This window comes from Maribacter confluentis (assembly GCF_030505015.1).
Lineage (GTDB): Bacteria > Bacteroidota > Bacteroidia > Flavobacteriales > Flavobacteriaceae > Maribacter > Maribacter sedimenticola.
On the sequence record NZ_JAUKUC010000001.1, the window covers coordinates 159,091 to 181,111 of the forward strand.

The following is a 22,021-nucleotide window of genomic DNA, read 5'->3' on the forward strand; positions in this document are numbered from 1 at the left end:
AATACAAATTTATCTTATTTCGGGGTTGAAGCTTTACAGTCTTCGACCCTTCTTGTATCTATTAAGTATATAATTTTCCATGTATTGTTTTCTTTAAACAATTGAAATGAGTTAACGCCGCAATGATGAAATTCATTATTAAACCAAAATTCATACTTGGTCCAAGCGTTGGCCATTGCCCCATCTATTTTAATGTTATAATCCAAAATACGCTCTTCAAATTTTAATGTATCCGGTATTTTTGTTATTGAGCCTACTAGTGTATCATATGCTTCATTAAGAAGAACGGGTTGTCCATCTTTTGATGTCTTTATGGTCTGTAGCCGTATAGTTTCGTGAACCATTTCATATAATGCCAAAGAATCTTTTTTATGAAAAGCCTTAAAAAAATCTTCAATAGTTTGCTTTACCGCCGCTTCCTCTTGGTTTTGGGCAGTAAGAGCTATAGTGAACAACCCTATTAAAAAACAAAGGACATATTTCTTAATCATGGTAATCATGTTTATGCGTAAAATAAGAATATAAATTGATTTTCTTTTCAAAATCGGTCTAGTCGTTAAAACTCCTTACTTTTATGGTGCTAAAAATCAAAAACTAACTATGTCAACAGCAAAAAAGGAATATAAAAGAATCACTGTAAAATCATTGGTGGACATGAAACAGCACGGGGAAAAAATATCCATGCTGACCGCTTATGATTACTCTATGGCCAAAATCGTTGATGCGGCCAAGGTCGATGTGATTTTAGTTGGTGATTCTGCCAGTAACGTTATGGCCGGCCACGAGACTACACTACCTATTACATTGGACCAAATGATTTATCATGCATCTTCCGTTATCAGGGCGGTACATAGAGCGCTTGTGGTGGTAGATTTACCATTTGGAAGCTATCAAAGCGACCCAAAGGAAGCATTGCGTTCTGCTATACGGATAATGAAGGAAAGTGGTGCCCATGCAGTAAAATTAGAGGGCGGTGCAGAAATCAAGGAATCCGTTAAACGTATACTAGCCGCCGGAATACCGGTTATGGGACATTTGGGTTTAACTCCACAGTCCATATACAAATTTGGCACTTATACCGTAAGGGCCAAGGAAGAAGAAGAAGCGGATCAGCTTATGGAAGACGCAAAGCTTTTGGAGAAGTTAGGTTGTTTTGGTTTGGTACTTGAAAAAATTCCGGCAGAACTTACCAAAAAAGTATCCGAAAGTCTAACTATACCAACAATTGGTATTGGAGGGGGCAAATATGCAGATGGACAAGTATTGGTAGTCCATGATCTATTGGGTATGACCCATGAGTTCAATCCTCGTTTCTTAAGGAGGTATATGAACCTTTATGAAGAAATGGGCAAAGCCATATCCAATTACGTGGATGATGTTAAACAATTGGATTTCCCAAATGACGATGAGCAATACTAGAACCCTTATGAATGAAAGGCGCTACCCACTTTTCTAAAATTTGGATTTCATCTATTGTATTACTGACCTTAGCAAGCGATCAATTGGTTAAAGTTTTAACAAGGTTAGAAATAGTACCACAATCGTACAATTCCGTAATAAAGGATTATTTTATAGTGACAAATGTTGAAAATACTGGCGCAATGTTAGGTTTTGGTCAAGATTTTCCTCCATTGGTCAAGCGCATTTTTTTTCAGGCCATACCATTATTGGTATTGGGAATTCTTTTATATAGAATTCTAACAAAATCCTCCTTTAAACCTTTATCCCTTACTGCTTATGCATTGGTTATTGGTGGTGGTCTAGGTAATTTAATTGATCGGATAGTATATGGCTCAGTGACAGATTCCTTTCAACTAAGATTTGCTTTTTTGCGCACAGGAATTTTTAACCTAGCGGATGTTGCCGTAACCATAGGCATTGTACTTTTATTATATGAAATGGTCAAGAGTAAAACTTTATCATTATAAAAAACAGTTAACTTTTTAATTTCCACGTGCATTATTCAATTTATTATAATTTTTTTAGCCCAAAATAATTTGTCAAACAAACAACATTCTACAATAGAAAATTTACAGGTCCTTTATGAGGACAATCACCTTATTGTAATCAATAAACGCGCTGGAGATATTGTTCAAGGAGACAAAACTGGAGACCAGCCATTAAGCGAGACCGTAAAGGCTTTCTTGAAAAAAAAATATCAAAAACCGGGTAATGTATATTTAGGTGTTGTTCATCGTTTAGATAGGCCTACTTCCGGTATTGTGGTATTTGCGAAAACCTCAAAAGCTTTACCCCGACTTAACAAGATGTTTGCGGAAAAAGAAGCAAAAAAAACGTATTGGGCCATAGTTAAGAACAAACCCAAGAATAATGAAAAAAGATTGGTACATTGGTTAAAACGCAACACCAATCAGAATAAATCATACGCCCACCAAAAGGAGGTAAACGACAGTAAAAAAGCAATTCTTACGTATCAACTCTTAAAGAGTTTGCAAAACTATTTCTTATTGGAAATTGATTTGGAAACCGGAAGGCATCATCAAATAAGAAGTCAGCTTACCGCCATAGGATGCCCCATAAAAGGAGATCTAAAATATGGTTTTAATCGGAGCAATGCAGACGGAAGCATCCATTTACACGCCCGCAAGCTCTTATTCATGCATCCCGTCAAAAAAGAACAAATGGAAATTGTGGCCCCACCTCCTAATGACCCTATATGGAACGCATGTCTTTAATTTCACTATTTTTAAAGCAATCTAAACTTATTATTTTTATTATTATTATTATGAGCCGATTTCCAATTTTCATTTTCCTTCTTGCTATTTTATCTTCTTGTGGCGGATATAATTCTATTGATAATTTTTACAATGACCATAAAAACGATGATCAGGTAACAGCAATACGGGTTCCCCAATTCATGTTGGCAATGATCAGTGAAATTTCTCCAGAAATGAAAGCTTTGGTAGGTAATACAAAAGACCTGCGATTTATGCAATTTCCAAGTGCCACCCCTGCTAGATCACAATATTTAAATGCGCAAATGAACGGTATTACGGGTTCTTCCTTTATAGAAGTCTTTAGGAAAAACGATGAGCTTAAGCGTAATGTGGTTTCCATACGTGAAAAAAGAAATTCAGTAAAGGAAATCCTTATTTATAATAACGATAACCTGTCCGGTTCCTTTTTATATTTCAATGGTGATTTTGACCCTGTAAAGGTTAGGGAAATGGCTAAAAATGAACAATTCACCAAATTCGGAGAAAATATAATCAGTCAATTTGGTCCCACTACAAGAGGCACACAACCCTATAATTAAATCTTGCTACTTTAAGATTTGGTTCTAATACTTTCAATCACAACAGAACTTAAAATAAGTATACCGCCAACTATTGTATTGACCTGTGGTATTTCTGCAAGAAACAGTGCCCCAATTAGTATTCCATAAATTGGCTGTATACTACTCAAAATACTTACCGTGGTAATGGTAAAATGTTTAAAGGTCATTAAAAACAAGGTATGGCCAATAGCAGTTGTCAATATTGCCAAGGCAATTAATGCCTGCCATTGAGTTACCACCTGTACCAAAGGCACCGTACCCAGAAAAGGCAGTAAAACAACCCCTGTTATCGCTGTTTGATATACCATAATAACAGATCCATTATATTCCGATACCTTTTTTTTCAACAAGATATTTCTAATAGCATAGACCAATGCGGATAATACTCCAAACCCAACTGCAATGGAATTGGAATTTTTAAGATCCAACGAAGGACTTAGCATATACATACCTACCAAAACCAAAACTGCCAAGAGAAAATGTATCCGCTGAAATTTTGTACCAAGCACTAATGGTTCCAAAAAAGCGGTAATAACAGGATAAGTGAACAAGGATAACATACCTATGGCCACACTAGATAATTGCAAGGCATAGAAATAGGTTAACCAATGCACACACATAAGCACTCCCGTTAGCCCAATTAATTTCCAATCGCTACGTTTTATCTTAAAAGAATATTTTTTGTACCAGCAGAATGCTACCAGTGCAAAACATGCTAGAATGGCCCTAGCCCCTATAGTTACGGTTACGGGCAATTGAACATATCTGCCCAATGCGCCAGAAGTGGCAATAAAGAACATGGCCAGATTAATTTCAAATAAATGCTGTAGATGTAATCTCTTCATAACAGAAATTACCTTAACGACTATGCGCCATCGCTTTTTCGCGAATTATTTGCGACACCGGCTTATTTTGTAAATGACTTTCCAACCATGATAGGATATCTAAATACAAAAAGGCCCTTTTCTCATAAGGATGATTTTCATACTTTTTTAATTCTGTATATAATTTTTGAAACTCTGCCTTTAACTCGTTAGGGTAAATGCTACCTAAGCCCCTCAGAAATTTTATCATCTCCTTTTGCACGGCATGCATATCGTTCATTTTTAAAAGAAACTTATAGGTACTTTTTAACTGAATTTCCAAGTGATAATCCATACCAGCTTCATAATGCGCCACAAGGCTTAAAACACGTGCAAAACACATAAGATCTTCACGCATCTTCAAATTTTTATTATCAATGATCTTTTTAAGATATTGAATACAGGTTTTGTTATCCCCTATACCAAAATACAAACAGGCTATTTTATAATAGAGAACCATAACATGGTGCACATCTATACGATCCCTGTGCTTATTGATTCCGTATTCAATAATCTTTACCAAATACAACCCTTTTTCAAAAGTACCCTCTAAAAAATGCAGGTTTAACTTATTGGCATTGATGTACATAAACACCAAAGAATTTATATTATCATTATCAGGAAATTCCTTTTCCTTTATGGTTCGTTCCAAACGCTCAAGAACTTCCTTAAATTGTGAACTGTACTGGACATAAAACAATGATTCCAATAAATAATGGTTACCCTTTAAAAAGAAAACAGGGTTCAGGTAAATCATGTCCTTATGGTCATAAAAAAGATCAACCCACTTACTGGAATATTTAAAGCACGACAGGAAATCCTGAGTCAAAAAACTATACCATAAATATGCTTTGTACAACCACAATTTTTCACGAAACCCTAAATCCTCAATATTGTACAAGGGCAAATGATCATTAAAATACGCTTTCACTTTTTGGTAATCCTCATCGCTGCGCACATAACCTACTTTCAGCATCATTCCATATAACTGAAGGGAAAGATTGGATAATTTGCTGGTCATTACATTATGACCGGACAATTCCTTGGCCTGTACGGCCAATTCATTAGCCCTATCCGGTATACTGCGCGTAATATATTGGGTTTCAATGATTTTTTCCAGCTCTACGATCTCATAGGCTATATTCTTTTCCTCGTTTTCAATGGCAATCGTTTTTACCTTGTCAAGAATTTTAAGACTTTGCTTATACAGTCCTTTTTGGTATAAAATGGTGGCAAAATCCAATTGCTCACGTATTTGCACCCTAATATTCTGATTTACGGGATTTAAGCGTAAGCTCACTAAAATTTGCTTATAAAGATGTGCTTTTAAGTTTGATAACTGTGCTTTCTTAACTATCCCACTTTCTAGTATTATTTTCTCATCATATTGCTTAATTTTATCCAATAAATTGAAAAGCGCCAGAAATTTTGCATCGGTATTTACCCCTAATCTGCCAACATAAAGCTTGAACTGTCGCTTCTCAGATTTTGAAAGAGATTTCACTAAAACAAACAAAGCATCTTTATGGGCATTTGTCATCGTAAAAAAAAGTATTTAAATAATTGCAATTCAGCATTTTATATACCTAAAAATCTGTCTTAACGTTGTAAACGTGATAACAAAATTTATGAATTTTGTGTATTAGGTTATATATTCGTTTGACGAGTAAAATTACATAAATATAATGAGTAAAGATATAGTACAAATATTTGACACGACATTAAGAGATGGAGAACAGGTCCCTGGCTGCAAGTTGGACATGGACCAAAAATTGGTCATCGCTGAGCGTCTAGATTTATTGGGCGTTAATATCATCGAAGCCGGTTTCCCTGTTTCAAGTCCGGGTGATTTTAAATCTGTCGAAGCCATAGCAAAACTCGTTAAAAATGCTACCGTTTGCGGATTGACCAGAGCGGTAAGGAAAGATATTGAAGTGGCCGCAGAGGCGTTAAAACATGCCAAGACACCAAGAATACATACAGGTATAGGTACATCTGACTCACATATTAAATATAAGTTCAATTCTAGCAGGGATGCCATTATAGAACGCGCTGTAGCAGCGGTCAGTTATGCCAAGACTTTTGTAGAGGATGTTGAGTTTTACGCTGAAGATGCAGGAAGAACGGACAATGAATTTTTGGCACGTGTTTGCGAAGCCGTTATAAAAGCAGGCGCTACAGTACTTAACATACCAGATACAACAGGTTACTGCCTTCCGGAGGAATATGGCGGCAAAATCAAATATTTAAAGGAAAACGTAAAGGGAATAGAAAAGGCAATACTTTCATGTCATTGCCATAACGACCTGGGCCTAGCTACGGCAAACTCCATAGCGGGCGTTATGAACGGTGCCAGGCAGATAGAATGTACCATTAATGGTATTGGGGAGCGTGCAGGCAATACTTCCTTAGAAGAAGTAGTGATGATTATGCGCCAGCATCCGGACCTAAACCTAGATACCACCATAAACAGCAAGCTTCTTTATGATACCAGTAAAATGGTTTCCAATAAAATGGGAATGATGGTTCAGCCCAACAAAGCTATCGTAGGGGCCAATGCATTTGCACATAGTTCCGGTATTCATCAGGATGGTGTTATCAAAAACAGGGAAACTTATGAAATCATGGATCCCTCTGATGTAGGTGTAACGGAATCATCCATTGTGCTTACCGCACGGAGCGGAAGAGCCGCTTTGGCCTATAGAGCCAAGATTGTAGGTTATGAACTGACCAAAACCCAATTGGATACCGTGTATGAAGAATTTTTGGCCTATGCAGATTCAAGAAAAGAGGTCAAGGACGAGGATATTCACCAAATTGTTGAAACCTCAAAAATAGATTTACAACGTATTAGTTAATTATGCATTTAAATATCGCGGTATTGGAAGGTGATGGTATTGGGCCCGAAGTCGTAGCCCAATCCATTAAATGCCTACGTTCTGTTGAAGAAACCTTTGGCCATAGCTTTACTTTTAAAAAAGGGTTAATAGGCGCAACTGCGATAAAAAAAACAGGCACCCCACTACCCGATGAAACATTGGAAATCTGTAAAAATACCGATGCCACCCTATTTGGTGCTTTGGGCTTGCCAGAATTTGATGATAATCCTAAAGCCAAGGTTTGGCCGGAACAAGGTCTGTTAAAATTACGAAAGGAGCTTGGCCTTTTTGCAAATATTAGACCCGTAAAGGTATTTCCCTCTCTCGTAAAGCAATCTCCGCTGCCCAAAAAAAGTGTAAAGGATACGGACCTGGTCATTTTTAGGGAATTATCAGGAGGCATATATTATGGGGACAAAGCCGTAGGCAACGACCAAAGTTCAGCCACGGATACCTGTACATATACCGAAGCGGAAATTAGTAGAATAGCACATTTAGCCTTTAAATCAGCACGTTCAAGAAAGAAGAAAGTTACCTTGGTAGACAAGGCCAATGTATTGGAAACTTCAAGATTGTGGCGCAGGGTGGTCCATTCTATTTCGGAGAGCTACCCAGATGTTACTTTAGATTGCCTTTTTATTGACAATGCCGCAGTGCAGATGATCTTGAATCCATCTCAATTCGATGTTATACTTACGGACAACATGTTTGGCGACATCCTTTCCGATCAAGGAAGTGTAATTGCCGGATCCATAGGTTTGTTACCGTCAGCCTCCGTAGGACTGGAATACGCTATGTTTGAGCCTATTCACGGTTCATATCCAGATGCAAAAGGTAAGAATATTGCCAACCCTGTCGCATCTATTTTAAGTATGGCCATGTTATTGCAACATTTTAAGATGGATGAAGAATCGGATGCTGTAGTGGCTGCCGTTTTGAAATCGTTTTCTAAAAAAATCGTTACTCCGGATATTATGGGAAGTTCCAAATATGGAACAAATTACGTAGGTGATTTCATAGCGGACAACATCATGGAACTGGATGGCACCTTTACCATGAACGATGAAAATATAGGTTTAGGCAAATCTACCATCATTTAACCATTACTCTTGTAGCAATTGCTCAATAAACCCGTTAAATTCCTTTTTAAATTCCAAAAATTTATCACCCGTTGCTGGACCGTTGAATCCGGTATGAATTTTTCTTACATCACCTTTTTTATCAATAAAGATGGTAGTTGGGTAGGATAATACATGATTAAGCATAGGTAGTTTTTTCTGGGCCTCTGCCTTATCATAAGAACCATATTGCGCTAATAAAATAGGATACTTTACCCCTATCCTATCCGTAAGACGCTCAATTGCCTTAATAGCCTTCTCCTTTGTCTTGGCTGATTCAAATGCCAAACCTATGATTGCAACATCCTCATTGGAGTTTTGCTCAAGGTAATTCACCAAAAACTTTGTCTCATCCAAGCAATTGGGGCACCATGTTCCCATTAACTGTACAATGACCACCTTATCCTTAAATTGGTCATCTGCCAAAGAAACCGTAACCCCGTTAATATTTGGAAATTCAAACGCCAATTGATCATATCCCTCTTTTATAAAAGTTAATGAATCTGGACTTGGTAAATCAAAACCTTCATTTCTACTCGCAATAAATGGTTCCTTAAAATGATTCCCGGAATAAAATATGCCGTTCATACTAGAATCCGTAACCTTTGCGGTAAACAAGAAGGCATGAGCCCCATCAAATGCGGAAAGTTTTAACGAGTCCCCGTCTACGACACCGTCCAAATATCTATAATCCCCAGTGGTAGTTCTAAAAGTACCTGTAACCTTATTATCTTCTTGCAAGAATATACCTTTACCCAGATAACCATCATCCGTATGGGGACTAAAATAAGTTTCCCATATGCCGGATACATTTTTTTTGCTGGAATTTTTTATTGAAAAACGCTCTTCTTCTCCATATACGGCCTTAAACGGTACTATTCTGTCCAAACTTTCCTTTACGAAAGAACCAGTTATTAAAGAATTGGTAAACGTCCCTGCCAAATATCCCTCAAACACAGGGGTCTGCATTATAATTGAATCTCCAAAAATCTTTATTTCATCTACTTCAATCACTTCATCCGCATTAAGGATTTTCATGATATATTCCCCATTCTCACCCTTATTCACTTTTAGATTAAACGGTAGTAGTTGGTTGTCCATTACTTCCAATTCTACACGCCAGATTCCTTCGTTCAAACTTGTATCCTGTACTTGCTCCTTACAGGATATTATCAACATACAAAAGATCAAGATTCTTACACCTATTTTCATCACAATACATTTACGGCCCGAAATAACGATATATAACCCACAATTAAAAATTAAAAGAAACACTTATCTCCATATTGAATGTCTACGGGCATTGTTTTATCTTTGCGCCCTTAAATGATTTGAATGAAAATATCATACAACTGGTTAAAACAGTTCATTAAAATAGATTGGGAATCTGATGAAACCGCTGAACTATTGACCGATTTAGGACTTGAGGTTGAAGGTGTCGAAAAATTTGAATCTGTTAAAGGAGGACTAAAAGGAGTGGTCGTAGGCCATGTCCTTAGCTGTGAAAAACATACCAACGCGGACAAGTTGAATGTTACCATGGTAGATATAGGCTTGGAAGCTCCCCTACAAATAGTTTGTGGCGCAAGTAATGTCGCGGCAGGGCAAAAAGTACCTGTTGCTACCATAGGTACTACTCTATATACCGCAGAAGGAGAAGCCTGGACTATAAAAAAGGGAAAAATACGAGGAGAGGAAAGCCACGGTATGATTTGCGCCGAAGACGAATTAGGATTGGGCACAAGCCATGAAGGCATTATGGTATTGGATAAAAATTTAAAGGTAGGTACGCCTTGTGCGGAGCTATTTGATATTGAGCTGGATGAAATTTTTGAAATTGGACTAACTCCCAATCGTGCAGATGCCATGAGCCATTTTGGAGTGGCAAGAGATCTAAAGGCCGGTCTAAAACAAAAAGAAATTACCAAGGAACTGATTACACCTTCTACCAGTCATTTTAACATTAACGATCGTTCGTTAAAAATTGACGTAGATGTAAAGGATTCTTCTTTGGCCCCTAGATACTGTGGGGTTACGCTAAGCAATTTAATTGTACAGCCCTCTCCTACTTGGCTACAAAATAGGCTTAAATCCATAGGATTGACACCTAAGAACAATGTCGTAGATGCTACCAATTATGTATTGCACGAATTAGGTCAGCCCTTACATGCTTTTGATGCCGCAAAAATAAAAGGACATAAAATTGTTGTTCAGACCATGCCCAAAGGCACCAAGTTTACAACGTTAGATGGTGTAGAAAGAACCTTGCATGAAGATGATCTAATGATATGTGATTCCAAAAATCCACTTTGCCTGGCAGGTATTTTTGGTGGATTGGATTCCGGTGTTACCGAGAGTACAACCTCTATATTTTTAGAAAGTGCTTATTTTAATCCGGTGGCTATCCGGAAATCTGCAAAGAGACATGGATTAAATACGGATGCATCGTTTAGGTTTGAACGCGGTATTGATATTGAAAATGTGGAATACAGCCTTAAACGAGCAGCTTTGCTCATAAAGGATATTGCCGGCGGCGAAATAACATCAGATATTATTGACCTGTACCCCAATAAAGTCACCAATTTTGAAGTATTCCTGGCCTTTGAAAAAATAAATAAATTAATAGGGCAAGAAATTCCGCAGGATACCATTAAATCCATTTTGGCATCACTTGATATTAAAGTAAAGAACGTTACCGAAGCTGGTATGGGGCTTGAAGTACCTTCCTACAGAGTGGATGTTCAGCGCCAAGTTGATGTCATCGAAGAAATTTTACGGGTATACGGATATAACAATATTGCTTTTGGTAATAAATTAAATGCCTCTATAGCTACCACTTCTCCTACAGAGGACCATATTATTCAAAATACAATAGGCAACCTTTTGGCATCTAAGGGCTATTATGAAATACTTACCAATAGCCTTACCAATCCAAATTATGCCGAGCTGTTGCAAACAAATGACAGCCAAACGGAATCCGTACAGATCATTAACCCCCTGAGTGGAGATTTATCAGTACTTAGACGAGCTTCCTTATTTTCTGCCCTAGAAACGGCCAATTATAATATCAATAGAAAAAGAGGAAATCTTAAATTATTTGAATTTGGTAAAACGTATTTATCCAAAGAAAATAAACGCATAGAAAATAAATACCTCAGTATTCTTTTGTGCGGAAACACCTTACCAGAAAGTTGGACCAGCAAACCTGTTGCAACCAATTTTTTTGAATTAAAAACAATTGTAGAAACTATTCTTACCCGTTTGGGACTTAGTGATCTAAAAAGTTTGCCAACGGAATCCAATTTATTCTCAGAAGGCCTTTCTTTATTTTATAAGAAAAACAATTTAGTTTCTTTTGGGTTGGTCAAAAAAACCATTCTTAAGCAATTTGATATTAAACAGGATATTTTATTTGCCGATTTTAATTGGGACGTAATTCTGAAACAGTTGAGCAATACTCCAGTGCTATACAAAGAGATTCCTAAATACCCAGAAGTTAAGAGGGATTTTGCTTTGTTACTCGATCAGAAAACTACGTATAAAGAGCTTTATGAATTGGCTGAGAGCATAGAGCGCAAATACTTAAAGGATATTTCTCTTTTTGATGTCTATGAAGGTGCTAATTTACCGGAGGGCAAAAAATCCTATGCAGTCAGTTTCACCCTCCAAGATGATAAAAGTACACTGACGGATAAGCAGATAGAGAAAATAATGAGCAAGCTTCAAAAAAATTACGAACAAAAACTAGGAGCAAGTTTACGGTAATCAATAAATCCGTACAGGTAGAAAGACGGCATCAATCTCATGAATAACCCCATTAGATTGGGTGGAATCTGCCCGCACAATTGTAGCTTTGTTCCCAGCATTATCGGTGAGGACAATATCAATGCCATTCATTGTAGCCGTTATCTTTTCTCCCAAGATCGTGGTAAACCTTGCTACACCATTACCCCTACACATGGCCCTAAGAATTGAAGATGCAGAAAAATTCCCCGCAATGATATGGTATGAAAGTACATCTCTTAAAACTTTATTGTTTTTAGGGTCCAATAATTTATCCGCCGTTAACTTGGGTAATTTTTTAAAAGCTGTATTTGATGGTGCAAACACCGTAAATTCCCCATCATAGGCCAAAACCTTATCCAAATGGGTAGACTTTAATATGGAGGAAAGTGTAGAATAGTTTTCAAAGCTTGCCGTACGCTCCTCTATGGTCTTTTTTGACACTATTAATTTAGAAGGCAATTGCTCCATGGGGAGCTTGATCAAGGATGTTTGCGCGTTTGCATAAATACCTAACATTAGGGTGCACAATGACATGCACAATGTCAATCTTTTCATATAGTAAGTTCAATTAGGGCTCAAATAATAAAAATCGATGAAATGCACGATTTATCCGTCAATATACAACATAGGCAATGTTATACCTATACAAAATAAGTCAAATCATCAATTTAACAAAATATTAACATTTTTTAAGATTAAACAAAATTTCATCAATCTCATTAATTGGCTAACTTTGAGAGGATTGCTAAAGAAAAAGATATGTTATTTCCTAAAACAGACCTTGAAAAAAAATTACACAAAGCCAAGTCTAAGCGTATACAATCAGAAGAACACCTACTTAATAACGTTTTAGAAATTTTCGCTCAAGTAGATGAAGATTTTGACCGTATTGAGACCAACGTATCCTCATCCTCAAAAATGTTACAAAATGATTTTAAGTTAAATGAATTGAAACTTGAAAACATTTATCACATTGAGGATATAAAAAAGATTTGTATAGATTACCGCTTACGCTTTTTGGATACCAAATATTTTAAAGGAAAACTACCGGTTGAAGCCCTCTCCAAAATAAAACAATTGGAAAATTTACATCAAACGGAAATTAAAGGGTTTAAAATTATAGCTCCATCCAAACTATTTAAATTGGAAGACAAGGATGATCCTTTACTTTTTGCCCCAATAGGCAATGGCTATTTTTATTTAATTCATAAATGGGGCAATGACCTACACCCCATGAGAAAGTTATTGATGTGGCCGTTTAAAAACATAGTGAATTTAGCGGTTCTTATACTAATGATCAGTTATGTAGCCACATTGATGATTCCCAATGGTCTTTTCTCAAAATCCAGTACTAATGCCCAATTTTGGATCATGTATTTTTTTGTGTTCAAGTGTATTGCTGCAGTAGTTATTTTTTATGGCTTTGCCCTGGGTAAAAATTTTAATCCGGCCATTTGGAACAGCAAATATTTTAATAGTTAATATTCATTGCTATTTTACAAAAATGCTTTGCGGAACACCTTCTAAATCTATATAATCAATTAGCTTAAAATCTGGAGTTATACCGACTCTTAAAATTCCCCCATGTTGCAATTGGTTCTTATTCTGATAGCCTATCAGGATAAAACCATTGGCATCATCGTAACCAATTGCGGTCGTAGCTCCGATATTATATTTTACATCCATCTCTGACTCCGTTAAAAAATTTTCGAATAGATAAACTACCGTACTGTTTCGTTCAAAATTATATATGGCGGGTACGGTATTGACCACAGCGGACGATTCCGTCTTTTGATAATAGATTTGGCCGGAACTATCCATGTACACATCTTTTGCCGTTAAAAACCCCGGTTCGGTACCTTTGCCGTACATGGTGTAGGTCTTATCCAAACTTACAGGATCTAAGGTGGTGTGCAACTCTCGGTAAGCCACAATGACCTGATTACTGTGATTTCTTAACAGTTTGGCTGCATCGTTCCCCATATCCAATTCCGTTAGTTGGCCTTTTGATTCTTCATCAATAACTGTTAAGTAATAAGCATTATCTACATATTCATTAGCGGTCAATACAAATAACCTTCCAGTAGAAGGTATCATATCCACAGGTTTTTTATCCAACATAATATCTACAAACGAAGCCTGACCACCCGTTCTTGAAATGGACCGTATAGCGAATTGGTCATTCTTGCTGGCTAATTTCTATATATAGGCTATATATATTGCATTTTCAGTATAAGCAATAGCAGTAACTTCAATATCACATGGATTTATATCGGTAAATGCGGTTATGACAAAGGAATTATCATTTTGTGCGTTGAACACTTGAACAAAGGCTTGACAATTATTGGTATAATAATAACCTATACTTTGTTGGTCCCTATAGTTTTGGGAAGTATTAGGAATCTTTTCAAATCCCACGGATTCTTCCTTTTGTTCCATACCATCTTCCGCAGCGGCCAAAATCACTGCAGATGTAAGGCCATCCTTTTCCAAAATAACAGTATAATCGGCATCGATTAAGGAAGAAGGCTCTTCCGTATCAATATTGGTAACCGTATCACAAGCTAGGATACTTAGGGCCATACCAATATAGGCCACATAGTTGTAGGTTTTCATAAAACATTGATTTGGGTTAATCTATTTTATGCTTAAACAGCGTACATCTTATTACGTTGCTCCTTTAATGCCTTGTCAGACATATATTCATCAAACGTAGAATACCGATCAATGTTGCCCTTAGGAGTTAATTCTATAATCCTATTTGCAACCGTTTGGGCAAATTCATGATCATGGGTGGTAAACAGTACCGTTCCCTTAAAATTCTTTAGCGAGTTATTAAATGCAGTAATACTTTCCAGATCTAAATGGTTGGTAGGTTCATCCAACATTAACACATTGGCCCTTAATAACATCATTCTACTAAGCATACAGCGTACTTTTTCTCCTCCGGAAAGAACCGTACATTTCTTTAATGCCTCTTCTCCACTGAATAACATTTTACCAAGAAATCCTCTAATATATACTTCTTCTCGCTCTTCCTCGGTTTTGGCATACTGTCTTAACCAATCTACAAGATTTATGTTTTCGTTAAAAAATTCAGCATTATCTGCCGGAAGATAGGATTGTGTAGTGGTAACACCCCATTGAAAAGATCCCTTATCCGCCTTTTTGTTCCCGTTTATAATTTCATAAAAAGCTGTTGTAGCCCTTGAATCCCTTGAAATTACAGCAATTTTATCCCCTTTGGCGAGATTTATATTGATATTGTTAAACAACAATTCTCCTTCATCCGTAGAAGCGGAAAGTCCTTCTACCTGTAAAATCTGATCGCCGGCCTCTCGTTCCCTATCAAAGATAATTGCCGGATATCTTCTACTAGAAGGCTTAATATCATCTACCTTTAATTTGGACAACATCTTCTTACGAGATGTAGCTTGTTTACTTTTAGCTACGTTGGCACTAAAACGTGCAATAAACTCTTGCAACTCCTTGGCTTTCTCTTCAGATTTCTTATTCTGTTGTGCTCTTTGGCGGGCTGCCAATTGGCTACTCTCATACCAAAATGTGTAGTTACCCGAGTATAGATTAAGTTTTCCAAAATCAATATCCCCAATATCCGTACATACCGTATCCAAAAAGTGACGGTCATGCGAAACTACGATCACTGTATTTTCATAATCTGCCAAAAAGTTCTCTAGCCAACTAATTGTTTCATAATCCAGATCATTGGTAGGTTCATCCATAATCAATACATCCGGATTTCCAAATAAGGCCTGTGCCAAAAGTACCCTTACCTTTAATTTGGAATCAAGTTCCGACATCAACGTATAATGATATTCTTCATTGATTCCTAAATTGGAAAGTAAAGCCGCGGCATTGCTATCCGCGTTCCATCCGTTCATTTCTTCAAAGCTAACCTGCAGCTCCCCTATCCTATCTGCATTCTTATCATCATAATCAGCATAAAGTGCATCTATTTCCTTTTTAATTTCATACAAAGGCTTATTACCCATTACCACGGTTTCCAATACCGTATAGGCATCGGCAGAATTATGGTTCTGCTCCAAAATGGACATTCTTTTACCTGGCTCTAGATGAACATGGCCGGAAGTAGGTTCAATTTGTCCTGCAAGAATCTTTAAGAATGTAGATTTACCTGCACCATTGGCACCAATGATACCATAACAGTTTCCTTGGGTGAAAGCAACGTTTACTTCATCGAACAACACCCTTTTTCCAAATTGTACAGAAAGATTAGATACAGAAAGCATAATAACAGTAATTTAAAAATCCGTGCAAAAATACAGAATAAATAAGCTTTTTCAAGTATGTAAAGCATCTATTTCCATTAAGTTATTATACTTTCAACTTCACAATATTTAACTAGCCGTTAACAGCTACCAGCCCTTACGTTCCTTATTTTTGGAATGTATCAGTCCCTAATACCATATGATTAGAATTCTACTCTGTACAATTGTACTTTTTTCTGTAGCCTGCACCTCTTCCAAAAAGGATTCGGAAACCGTTCTATTCGCAGGCGAAATCGTAAACCCTACCAGTGACCAAGTAGTACTTTTTAAGGGCGGGGAAAAAATTGATTCTGCCAAACTGGACAGTAAGAATAGATTTAAATTCAATTTGGCCAATATAGAAAATGGTCTTTACCATTTTAACCTTGCTCCCGAGTACCAGTATGTATATCTAGAAAAAGGAGATAGTTTAATGGTTAGGCTCAACACCATTTATTTTGATGAATCCTTAGTGTTTTCCGGAACAAACGAGGAGCTTAACAATTTTCTTTTGGAATTGTTTTTATCTGCAGAAGAGGAAGATAGAGCAATGTACGCTGAATATTATGAAATGGAACCTCAGGAATTTCTTTCCAAAATTTCAAGTCTTAAGAATGATAAGTTAAAACGATTGAACGAACTAAGAGCAGAAACTGCCATTTCTGATGATGGCTATGAACTTTTGGCCGGTAATATTGAATATACGTACAATAGGTATAAGGAAATTTATCCTTTTCAACATAGAAGAAAAACTGCAGAGGAAAATATACATGAACTCCCAAAAGGTTTTTATGCCTACCGTAACACCATTAATTACAACAATAAGAATTTTACCTACCTAAGACCCTATTACGATTTCATGAAGGCCCATTTTGGTAATATGTCCTATATGAACTGTATAAAAGGCTGCGAAAATAGAAACTTTAATACCAGCAAACATTTACATTTTAACAAGCACAAACTGCAATTGATCGACAGTCTTGTTGTGGAGAAGGAATTAAGGGATAATTTGTTCAGAAATGTGGCTTTTGACTATCTTTTAAAAAGAAAGGACAAACCTGAGTACAATGAAATGTTCTTGAATGAATTTAAAACGGTCTCCAAAAACAACATGCATATAGAGGAGATTGAAAATCTATACCAAGGAATAGCTAACCTACAGCCTTCCAAGGTCATACCTAATTTAAGCGTTGCCTCATTTGATAATGAGACCAGAACACTGTCAGAGATTGGAAAGAACAAAAAGGTAATGTTCTATTTTTGGTCAGGAAACAATAAAAAACAATACCAAGAAATTTTTAAAAGAGTAGCGGAACTAAAGGACAAAAAACCCGACCACGAATTTGTAGGTATCAACATTAGGACGGACTACAGCGATTGGAAGGTCATTTTAAAAAACCTAGGTGTGGACACCCGATCCCAATACCATACGGACAACTATAAGGAATTTACCGAAACATTGGTCATCTACCCTATGAACAAGGCCATAATAACCAATAATGGCGTAATAGTAGACGGTTTTTCCAACATTTATTATAATTGAATTTAAATCCGGTATTCTTCCGGTATATCCTTAATTGGCGCTATGCCGCTCCAATAATCTTTCAAACCAAAGACCCGGCAAAACACTTTTAAGAGTCAATGAAAGTTTTTGAATAAAAGACCCAACCTTGTAATGGGGCCTAGGATTTTTTGTTTCAATAATTTTAGCAATCTTTCTGCCAACATCACGTGGATCGCCACCACCGTCCACATCTTGATCAATAGATTCCAATGTGCTTTGATACTTTTCTTTATAAGGAGAGTTTTCAAATACAGGAGTGTGATACCTCCCTGAAGCTATATTAGTTGCAAAATCCCCTGGTGCCAAAGTGGTAAATTTCACCCCAAAAGGTTTGGTCTCCATTCTGTAACTTTCAGTTACCAATTCCAAAGCTGCCTTACTTGCAGAATAAATACCCCTATAAGGTAATCCCATATAACCGGCTATTGAAGTAATATTGATTATTAAACCATGTTGCTGACGACGCATTATGGGCAAAACTTCATTGATGACACTGAGAGGACCGTTAAAATTAGTAGCAAAGGCCTTAATGATTTCCTCTTGAGGAGTTTCTTCCATAGGTCCCGTAATACCCACTCCGGCATTGTTTATCAAAACATCCAAGGTATCTTCTTTTTCCATTAGCGTTGAAACCGCTTTAGCTATGGTAGCAGTGTTACGAACATCCATTTCCAAAAGTGGAAAATCTTTAAACAAGGGGTATTTTGACTTGTTACGTGTAGTGCCATAAACTTTATATCCTTGCTCTGTTAGATAAATGCCTACCGCCTTTCCTATTCCCGAAGAACCGCCTGTTATTAAAACTACTTTTGAATTCATTTTTCAGAAAAATAAGTGAATCAAAACCATAGATAATTCTGGTTTTTAACAAGTTACCTTTTTAAAAATTATTTGAATATAAGGTACAAAAAAAGGCAAGCTACCTACATCGCACCGCTACGACCATATACCCTTGCTGCGTTCCCGCCCTGGGGGATTCTACAGGAGCTGGTCGTGTAGGACTTGCCAGCTGCAAATATACAATCTTTTAAATCTTTCACAATCCTTTTAGTTTCTAATTTTTATGAATTAAATTGCCTTCTCTAAACAGCAATTCTTACGTGCTGAAAATCAGTATAGAAACATAAATACCAAAAATTTTTAATGAGAATAGTTAAGATAATTTGCATAATTCTTATACCGAGCCTTTATATGGCATGTGGCAGTGGCAATCAAAAAGCATCGAATTTATTTGAAATCACCATTGATAAAAATGTCAAAAAAATTACACAATTTGATGAAATAGGTGTTACCATTAAAAATAAAAAAAATAAGGATATTAACCAGGTCACCTATAGTATAGACGGTAAAGATGTTCCACTTACCAACAATACAATTAAAATTGATGTATCCACTCTAGGGAATAAAACCCTTACCGCTAAAATTAATTTTGAAGGTGAAACCGTTATAATCAATAAGAACATTAAAGTTTTTTCAGCAAAAGCTCCTGAAATATATACGTATAACATTATAAAGGAATATCCTCATGATACAGGTGCCTATACACAAGGATTGGAGTTCTTCAATGACACCCTATATGAAAGTACGGGTAAGAACGGAAAATCATTTTTAAGGAAATTAGATTTTTCAACTGGCAAGGTTTATGAACAAATAAATTTGGACGATAGTTATTTTGGAGAAGGCATTACCATATTAAACGACAAAATTTACCAACTTACTTGGAAAAGCGGACTTGGATTTATTTATGACCTACATACCTTTAAGAAATTGGATAATTTTCAATATGGAAAAAGTCGTGAAGGATGGGGACTTGCCAATGACGGCAATAAAATATTTAAGAGTGATGGAACGGAAAAGATTTGGTTCATAAACCCTAATACCATGACCGAGGATGGTTATATTGAAACCGTTACCAATTCATCTATCGTAAATTCCGCAAATGAATTGGAATTTGTTGATGGAAAACTTTATGCCAATGTATATCAAAAGCCTAGTGTCATGATTATCGATAGTAATTCTGGTGCCATCGAAGGAGTTATTAATTTTAGCGGACTTAGTGATTTAATAACAAAATCGGCAGATTGGGACAAGGTAAACAATGTTTTGAACGGTATAGCTTATCATCCTGAACGGAAAACTTTTTTCGTTACCGGAAAATTCTGGGATAAAATGTTTGAAGTAAAAATCCAGAAAAAATAATATGGATGTATACAGGAAAGAACTTATAGTTTCTAAAGATGACCTGGATGACCTGAACCATGTTAACAATGTTCGTTATGTCCAATGGATTCAAAATATATCAAAAGAGCATTGGCAGCACAAAGCCCCCAATGAGCTGCAAGAAGAAGTAATTTGGGTAGTACTAAGTCACCATATTGAATACAAATCTGCGGCATTTTTAAATGACCCTATAGTCATGACAACTTATATCAAGACGAGCATAGGAGCAAAATCTACCAGAATTGTAGAAATGATTCATGGAAAAACACAAAAGGTATTGGTTCTTGCCCGTACGGAATGGTGTTTATTGAACAATAAGACCAATAGGCCTATTAGGGTGTCCGATAAACTAAAGGATATTTTCCTTTAACCTGAAAAATATAACGGTTGTGCGAGTAAATTTTCTTATTGTATTCTCTGCCATCATTGCCTTAATTGTTACTACTTCCTGTAGAAAGAATTTTGAATATTCCCCAAGTATGGGGCAATTGACCTTTTCCAAGGACACGGTTTTTCTCGATACCGTATTTACCAATATTGGCAGCAGTACATACACATTAAAAGTGTATAACCGCACTAAAGAGGATATGTTTATCCCTGAAATATCCTTAAGAAACGGCGCCGATAGTTATTATAGATTAAATGTGGACGGTGTGGCGGGTAAAACATTTAACAATATTCCATTATACGCTCAAGACAGTCTGTATATACTAATTGAAACGACTATTGAGATTACGGATAATAGTAATGAAATTATATATACGGATGCCATTTTGTTTGATCAATCTCCTTTTCAACAATCCGTTGAATTGATTACATTGGCAAAAGACGCCATTTTTTTGCATCCCAATAATTGGGGAAGCAATGCAAACAATATCACTTTATATACCGATGAAAATGGTGATGAAGTAAGCGTAAACGGTTTTGAACTTAGTGAAGATTCGTTACATTTTACTGCCAATAAACCATATGTGATTTTTGGTTACGCCATAGTACCTGATGAAAAAGAACTTCATATCGATGCTGGTGCAAGGGTATATTTTCACAACAATTCCGGTTTGGTCGTAAGGGAAAAAGCTCGTATTACAATTAATGGCAAATTGAGTAATGATAAGGAGCGTTTAGAAAATCAAGTGATTTTTGAAGGAGACAGACTTGAACCTGCTTATAATGATATGCCCGGTCAATGGGGGACTATCTGGATAAGTAAAGGAAGTATTGGAAACACTATAGATTATCTGACCATTAAAAATGCGCAGATCGGATTATTTATTGAAGGGGAAGCAATACAAAATACAGAATCACTGGTCATAAGAAATAGTCAGGTTTATAATAATGGCCAACATAATATCTGGGCCAAACAAGCAATTATAATAGCAGAAAACCTTGTTTTAGGTGGTGCAGGCTCTACCTCCTTGCAAATAGAAAACGGAGGCCACTATAATTTTACGCATTGTACCATTGCCAATTATTGGAATAAAGGGTTTAGAATTGTACCAACCCTTACCGTTTCCAATAGTTCCAGAAGTAATCCAGAACTTCATTTTGATTTAGTACAACTTGATTTTAAAAATAGCATCATTGATGGCAATACGGCATATGAACTAGAACTTACCCCATCTAATGATAAATTGTTCAACTTCAGTTTTCTAAATTGCCATATACAATATACACAAGACCAACTACCCGCTGAGGATGGTCCGTTATATGATTTTCTAAATACGGATTATTATTCCAACATCTATACGGGAGGTAATTTGGATTATTTCAAACCTTCCAGCAATGATTTTAGAATAGGTCTGGATTCTTATGTAATTGGTAAAGGCGACCAAAATATTGCCAACAATGTACCAAATGACCTACTTGGAACCACCCGGACATTAACTTCAGATTTGGGTGCATATCAAGCAATAATGAAAGAAACGAGCGAATAACAAGCTTCAACTTGAAAGGTTTTTCTCTCACAAAGCCTATATACATTGATTTTATCAAAAAGTCCTCCAT

At 36.4% G+C, this 22,021-nt stretch carries 21 protein-coding genes and 1 other RNA gene; 12 read left to right on the forward strand and 10 right to left on the reverse strand.

Going from position 1 to position 22,021, the window contains the following annotated elements:
- Positions 1–14: 14 nt before the first annotated feature.
- Entirely contained in the window at positions 15–491 is a 477-nt protein-coding gene (locus tag Q2T41_RS00810; RefSeq protein ID WP_304434296.1) for a nuclear transport factor 2 family protein, read from the reverse strand.
- Positions 492–600: 109 nt separating this feature from the next.
- On the opposite strand from Q2T41_RS00810, the gene panB reads away from it, so the two are divergent.
- The 4 genes from panB to Q2T41_RS00830 all read left to right on the forward strand — a co-directional run bounded on the left by panB (position 601) and on the right by Q2T41_RS00830 (position 3,277).
- A complete protein-coding gene (gene panB, locus Q2T41_RS00815; RefSeq protein WP_304434298.1) occupies positions 601–1,419 on the forward strand; it encodes a 3-methyl-2-oxobutanoate hydroxymethyltransferase in 819 nt (272 codons plus the stop codon).
- Positions 1,420–1,430: 11 nt separating this feature from the next.
- Positions 1,431–1,928, forward strand: a complete 498-nt coding sequence (gene lspA, locus Q2T41_RS00820) for a signal peptidase II (RefSeq protein ID WP_304434300.1) — start codon at positions 1,431–1,433, stop codon at positions 1,926–1,928.
- Between the two features lie 69 nt (positions 1,929–1,997).
- Entirely contained in the window at positions 1,998–2,696 is a 699-nt protein-coding gene (locus Q2T41_RS00825) for an RluA family pseudouridine synthase (protein WP_304434301.1), read from the forward strand.
- Positions 2,687–3,277, forward strand: coding sequence for a DUF4252 domain-containing protein (locus Q2T41_RS00830; RefSeq protein ID WP_304434303.1), 591 nt, complete (start codon positions 2,687–2,689; stop codon positions 3,275–3,277). The genes Q2T41_RS00825 and Q2T41_RS00830 overlap by 10 nt, the downstream gene beginning before the upstream one ends.
- Positions 3,278–3,288: 11 nt before the next feature.
- Here the strand turns inward: Q2T41_RS00830 and Q2T41_RS00835 are convergent, their stop codons facing one another.
- A complete protein-coding gene (locus Q2T41_RS00835) occupies positions 3,289–4,143 on the reverse strand; it encodes a DMT family transporter (protein WP_304434304.1) in 855 nt (284 codons plus the stop codon).
- A 13-nt stretch (positions 4,144–4,156) separates the two neighbouring features.
- A complete protein-coding gene (locus tag Q2T41_RS00840) occupies positions 4,157–5,701 on the reverse strand; it encodes a hypothetical protein (RefSeq protein ID WP_304434306.1) in 1,545 nt (514 codons plus the stop codon).
- A gap of 145 nt (positions 5,702–5,846) precedes the next feature.
- On the opposite strand from Q2T41_RS00840, the gene Q2T41_RS00845 reads away from it, so the two are divergent.
- Together Q2T41_RS00845 and leuB are read left to right on the forward strand one after the other, a co-directional pair.
- Positions 5,847–7,019, forward strand: a complete 1,173-nt coding sequence (locus Q2T41_RS00845; RefSeq protein ID WP_304434307.1) for a 2-isopropylmalate synthase — start codon at positions 5,847–5,849, stop codon at positions 7,017–7,019.
- A gap of 2 nt (positions 7,020–7,021) precedes the next feature.
- Entirely contained in the window at positions 7,022–8,140 is a 1,119-nt protein-coding gene (gene leuB, locus Q2T41_RS00850; RefSeq protein ID WP_089260240.1) for a 3-isopropylmalate dehydrogenase, read from the forward strand.
- 3 nt (positions 8,141–8,143) lie between these two features.
- On the opposite strand, the gene Q2T41_RS00855 is transcribed toward leuB, so the two are convergent.
- Complete coding sequence (locus tag Q2T41_RS00855; RefSeq protein ID WP_304434310.1) at positions 8,144–9,370, reverse strand: peroxiredoxin family protein; 1,227 nt, start codon at positions 9,368–9,370, stop codon at positions 8,144–8,146.
- Positions 9,371–9,493: 123 nt separating this feature from the next.
- On the opposite strand from Q2T41_RS00855, the gene pheT reads away from it, so the two are divergent.
- Positions 9,494–11,923, forward strand: coding sequence for a phenylalanine--tRNA ligase subunit beta (pheT, locus tag Q2T41_RS00860; protein ID WP_304434312.1), 2,430 nt, complete (start codon positions 9,494–9,496; stop codon positions 11,921–11,923).
- On the opposite strand, the gene Q2T41_RS00865 is transcribed toward pheT, so the two are convergent.
- Complete coding sequence (locus Q2T41_RS00865; protein ID WP_304434314.1) at positions 11,924–12,499, reverse strand: fasciclin domain-containing protein; 576 nt, start codon at positions 12,497–12,499, stop codon at positions 11,924–11,926.
- 204 nt (positions 12,500–12,703) lie between these two features.
- Between Q2T41_RS00865 and Q2T41_RS00870 the strand changes: the two genes are divergently transcribed.
- Complete coding sequence (locus Q2T41_RS00870; RefSeq protein WP_304434316.1) at positions 12,704–13,426, forward strand: hypothetical protein; 723 nt, start codon at positions 12,704–12,706, stop codon at positions 13,424–13,426.
- Between the two features lie 9 nt (positions 13,427–13,435).
- Here the strand turns inward: Q2T41_RS00870 and Q2T41_RS00875 are convergent, their stop codons facing one another.
- The 3 genes from Q2T41_RS00875 to Q2T41_RS00885 form a co-directional block, all read right to left on the reverse strand.
- The gene (locus Q2T41_RS00875; RefSeq protein WP_304434318.1) at positions 13,436–14,041 is read right to left on the reverse strand and encodes a hypothetical protein; all 606 of its coding nucleotides are present in this window, start codon (positions 14,039–14,041) and stop codon (positions 13,436–13,438) included.
- A gap of 102 nt (positions 14,042–14,143) precedes the next feature.
- Entirely contained in the window at positions 14,144–14,560 is a 417-nt protein-coding gene (locus tag Q2T41_RS00880) for a hypothetical protein (RefSeq protein WP_304434320.1), read from the reverse strand.
- A gap of 32 nt (positions 14,561–14,592) precedes the next feature.
- Positions 14,593–16,215, reverse strand: a complete 1,623-nt coding sequence (locus Q2T41_RS00885) for an ABC-F family ATP-binding cassette domain-containing protein (RefSeq protein WP_089260234.1) — start codon at positions 16,213–16,215, stop codon at positions 14,593–14,595.
- 178 nt (positions 16,216–16,393) lie between these two features.
- Here Q2T41_RS00885 and Q2T41_RS00890 point away from each other — a divergent pair, with 178 nt between their 5' ends.
- Positions 16,394–17,776 (forward strand): TlpA family protein disulfide reductase, encoded by a 1,383-nt coding sequence (locus tag Q2T41_RS00890; RefSeq protein WP_304434322.1) that lies wholly within the window; start codon positions 16,394–16,396, stop codon positions 17,774–17,776.
- A 30-nt stretch (positions 17,777–17,806) separates the two neighbouring features.
- On the opposite strand, the gene Q2T41_RS00895 is transcribed toward Q2T41_RS00890, so the two are convergent.
- Entirely contained in the window at positions 17,807–18,616 is an 810-nt protein-coding gene (locus tag Q2T41_RS00895; RefSeq protein ID WP_089260232.1) for an SDR family oxidoreductase, read from the reverse strand.
- 90 nt (positions 18,617–18,706) lie between these two features.
- Positions 18,707–18,805: signal recognition particle sRNA small type (gene ffs, locus Q2T41_RS00900), an RNA gene on the reverse strand.
- 135 nt (positions 18,806–18,940) lie between these two features.
- On the opposite strand from ffs, the gene Q2T41_RS00905 reads away from it, so the two are divergent.
- From Q2T41_RS00905 to Q2T41_RS00915, 3 genes are read left to right on the forward strand one after another with little or no spacing between them, the layout of a single operon-like run.
- Positions 18,941–19,996, forward strand: a complete 1,056-nt coding sequence (locus Q2T41_RS00905; protein WP_304434325.1) for a glutaminyl-peptide cyclotransferase — start codon at positions 18,941–18,943, stop codon at positions 19,994–19,996.
- A 1-nt stretch (position 19,997) separates the two neighbouring features.
- A complete protein-coding gene (locus Q2T41_RS00910; protein WP_304434327.1) occupies positions 19,998–20,387 on the forward strand; it encodes an acyl-CoA thioesterase in 390 nt (129 codons plus the stop codon).
- 19 nt (positions 20,388–20,406) lie between these two features.
- Positions 20,407–21,951: a hypothetical protein gene (locus tag Q2T41_RS00915; RefSeq protein WP_304434329.1), complete on the forward strand. Its 1,545-nt coding sequence runs from the start codon at positions 20,407–20,409 to the stop codon at positions 21,949–21,951.
- Positions 21,952–22,021: the final 70 nt, after the last annotated feature.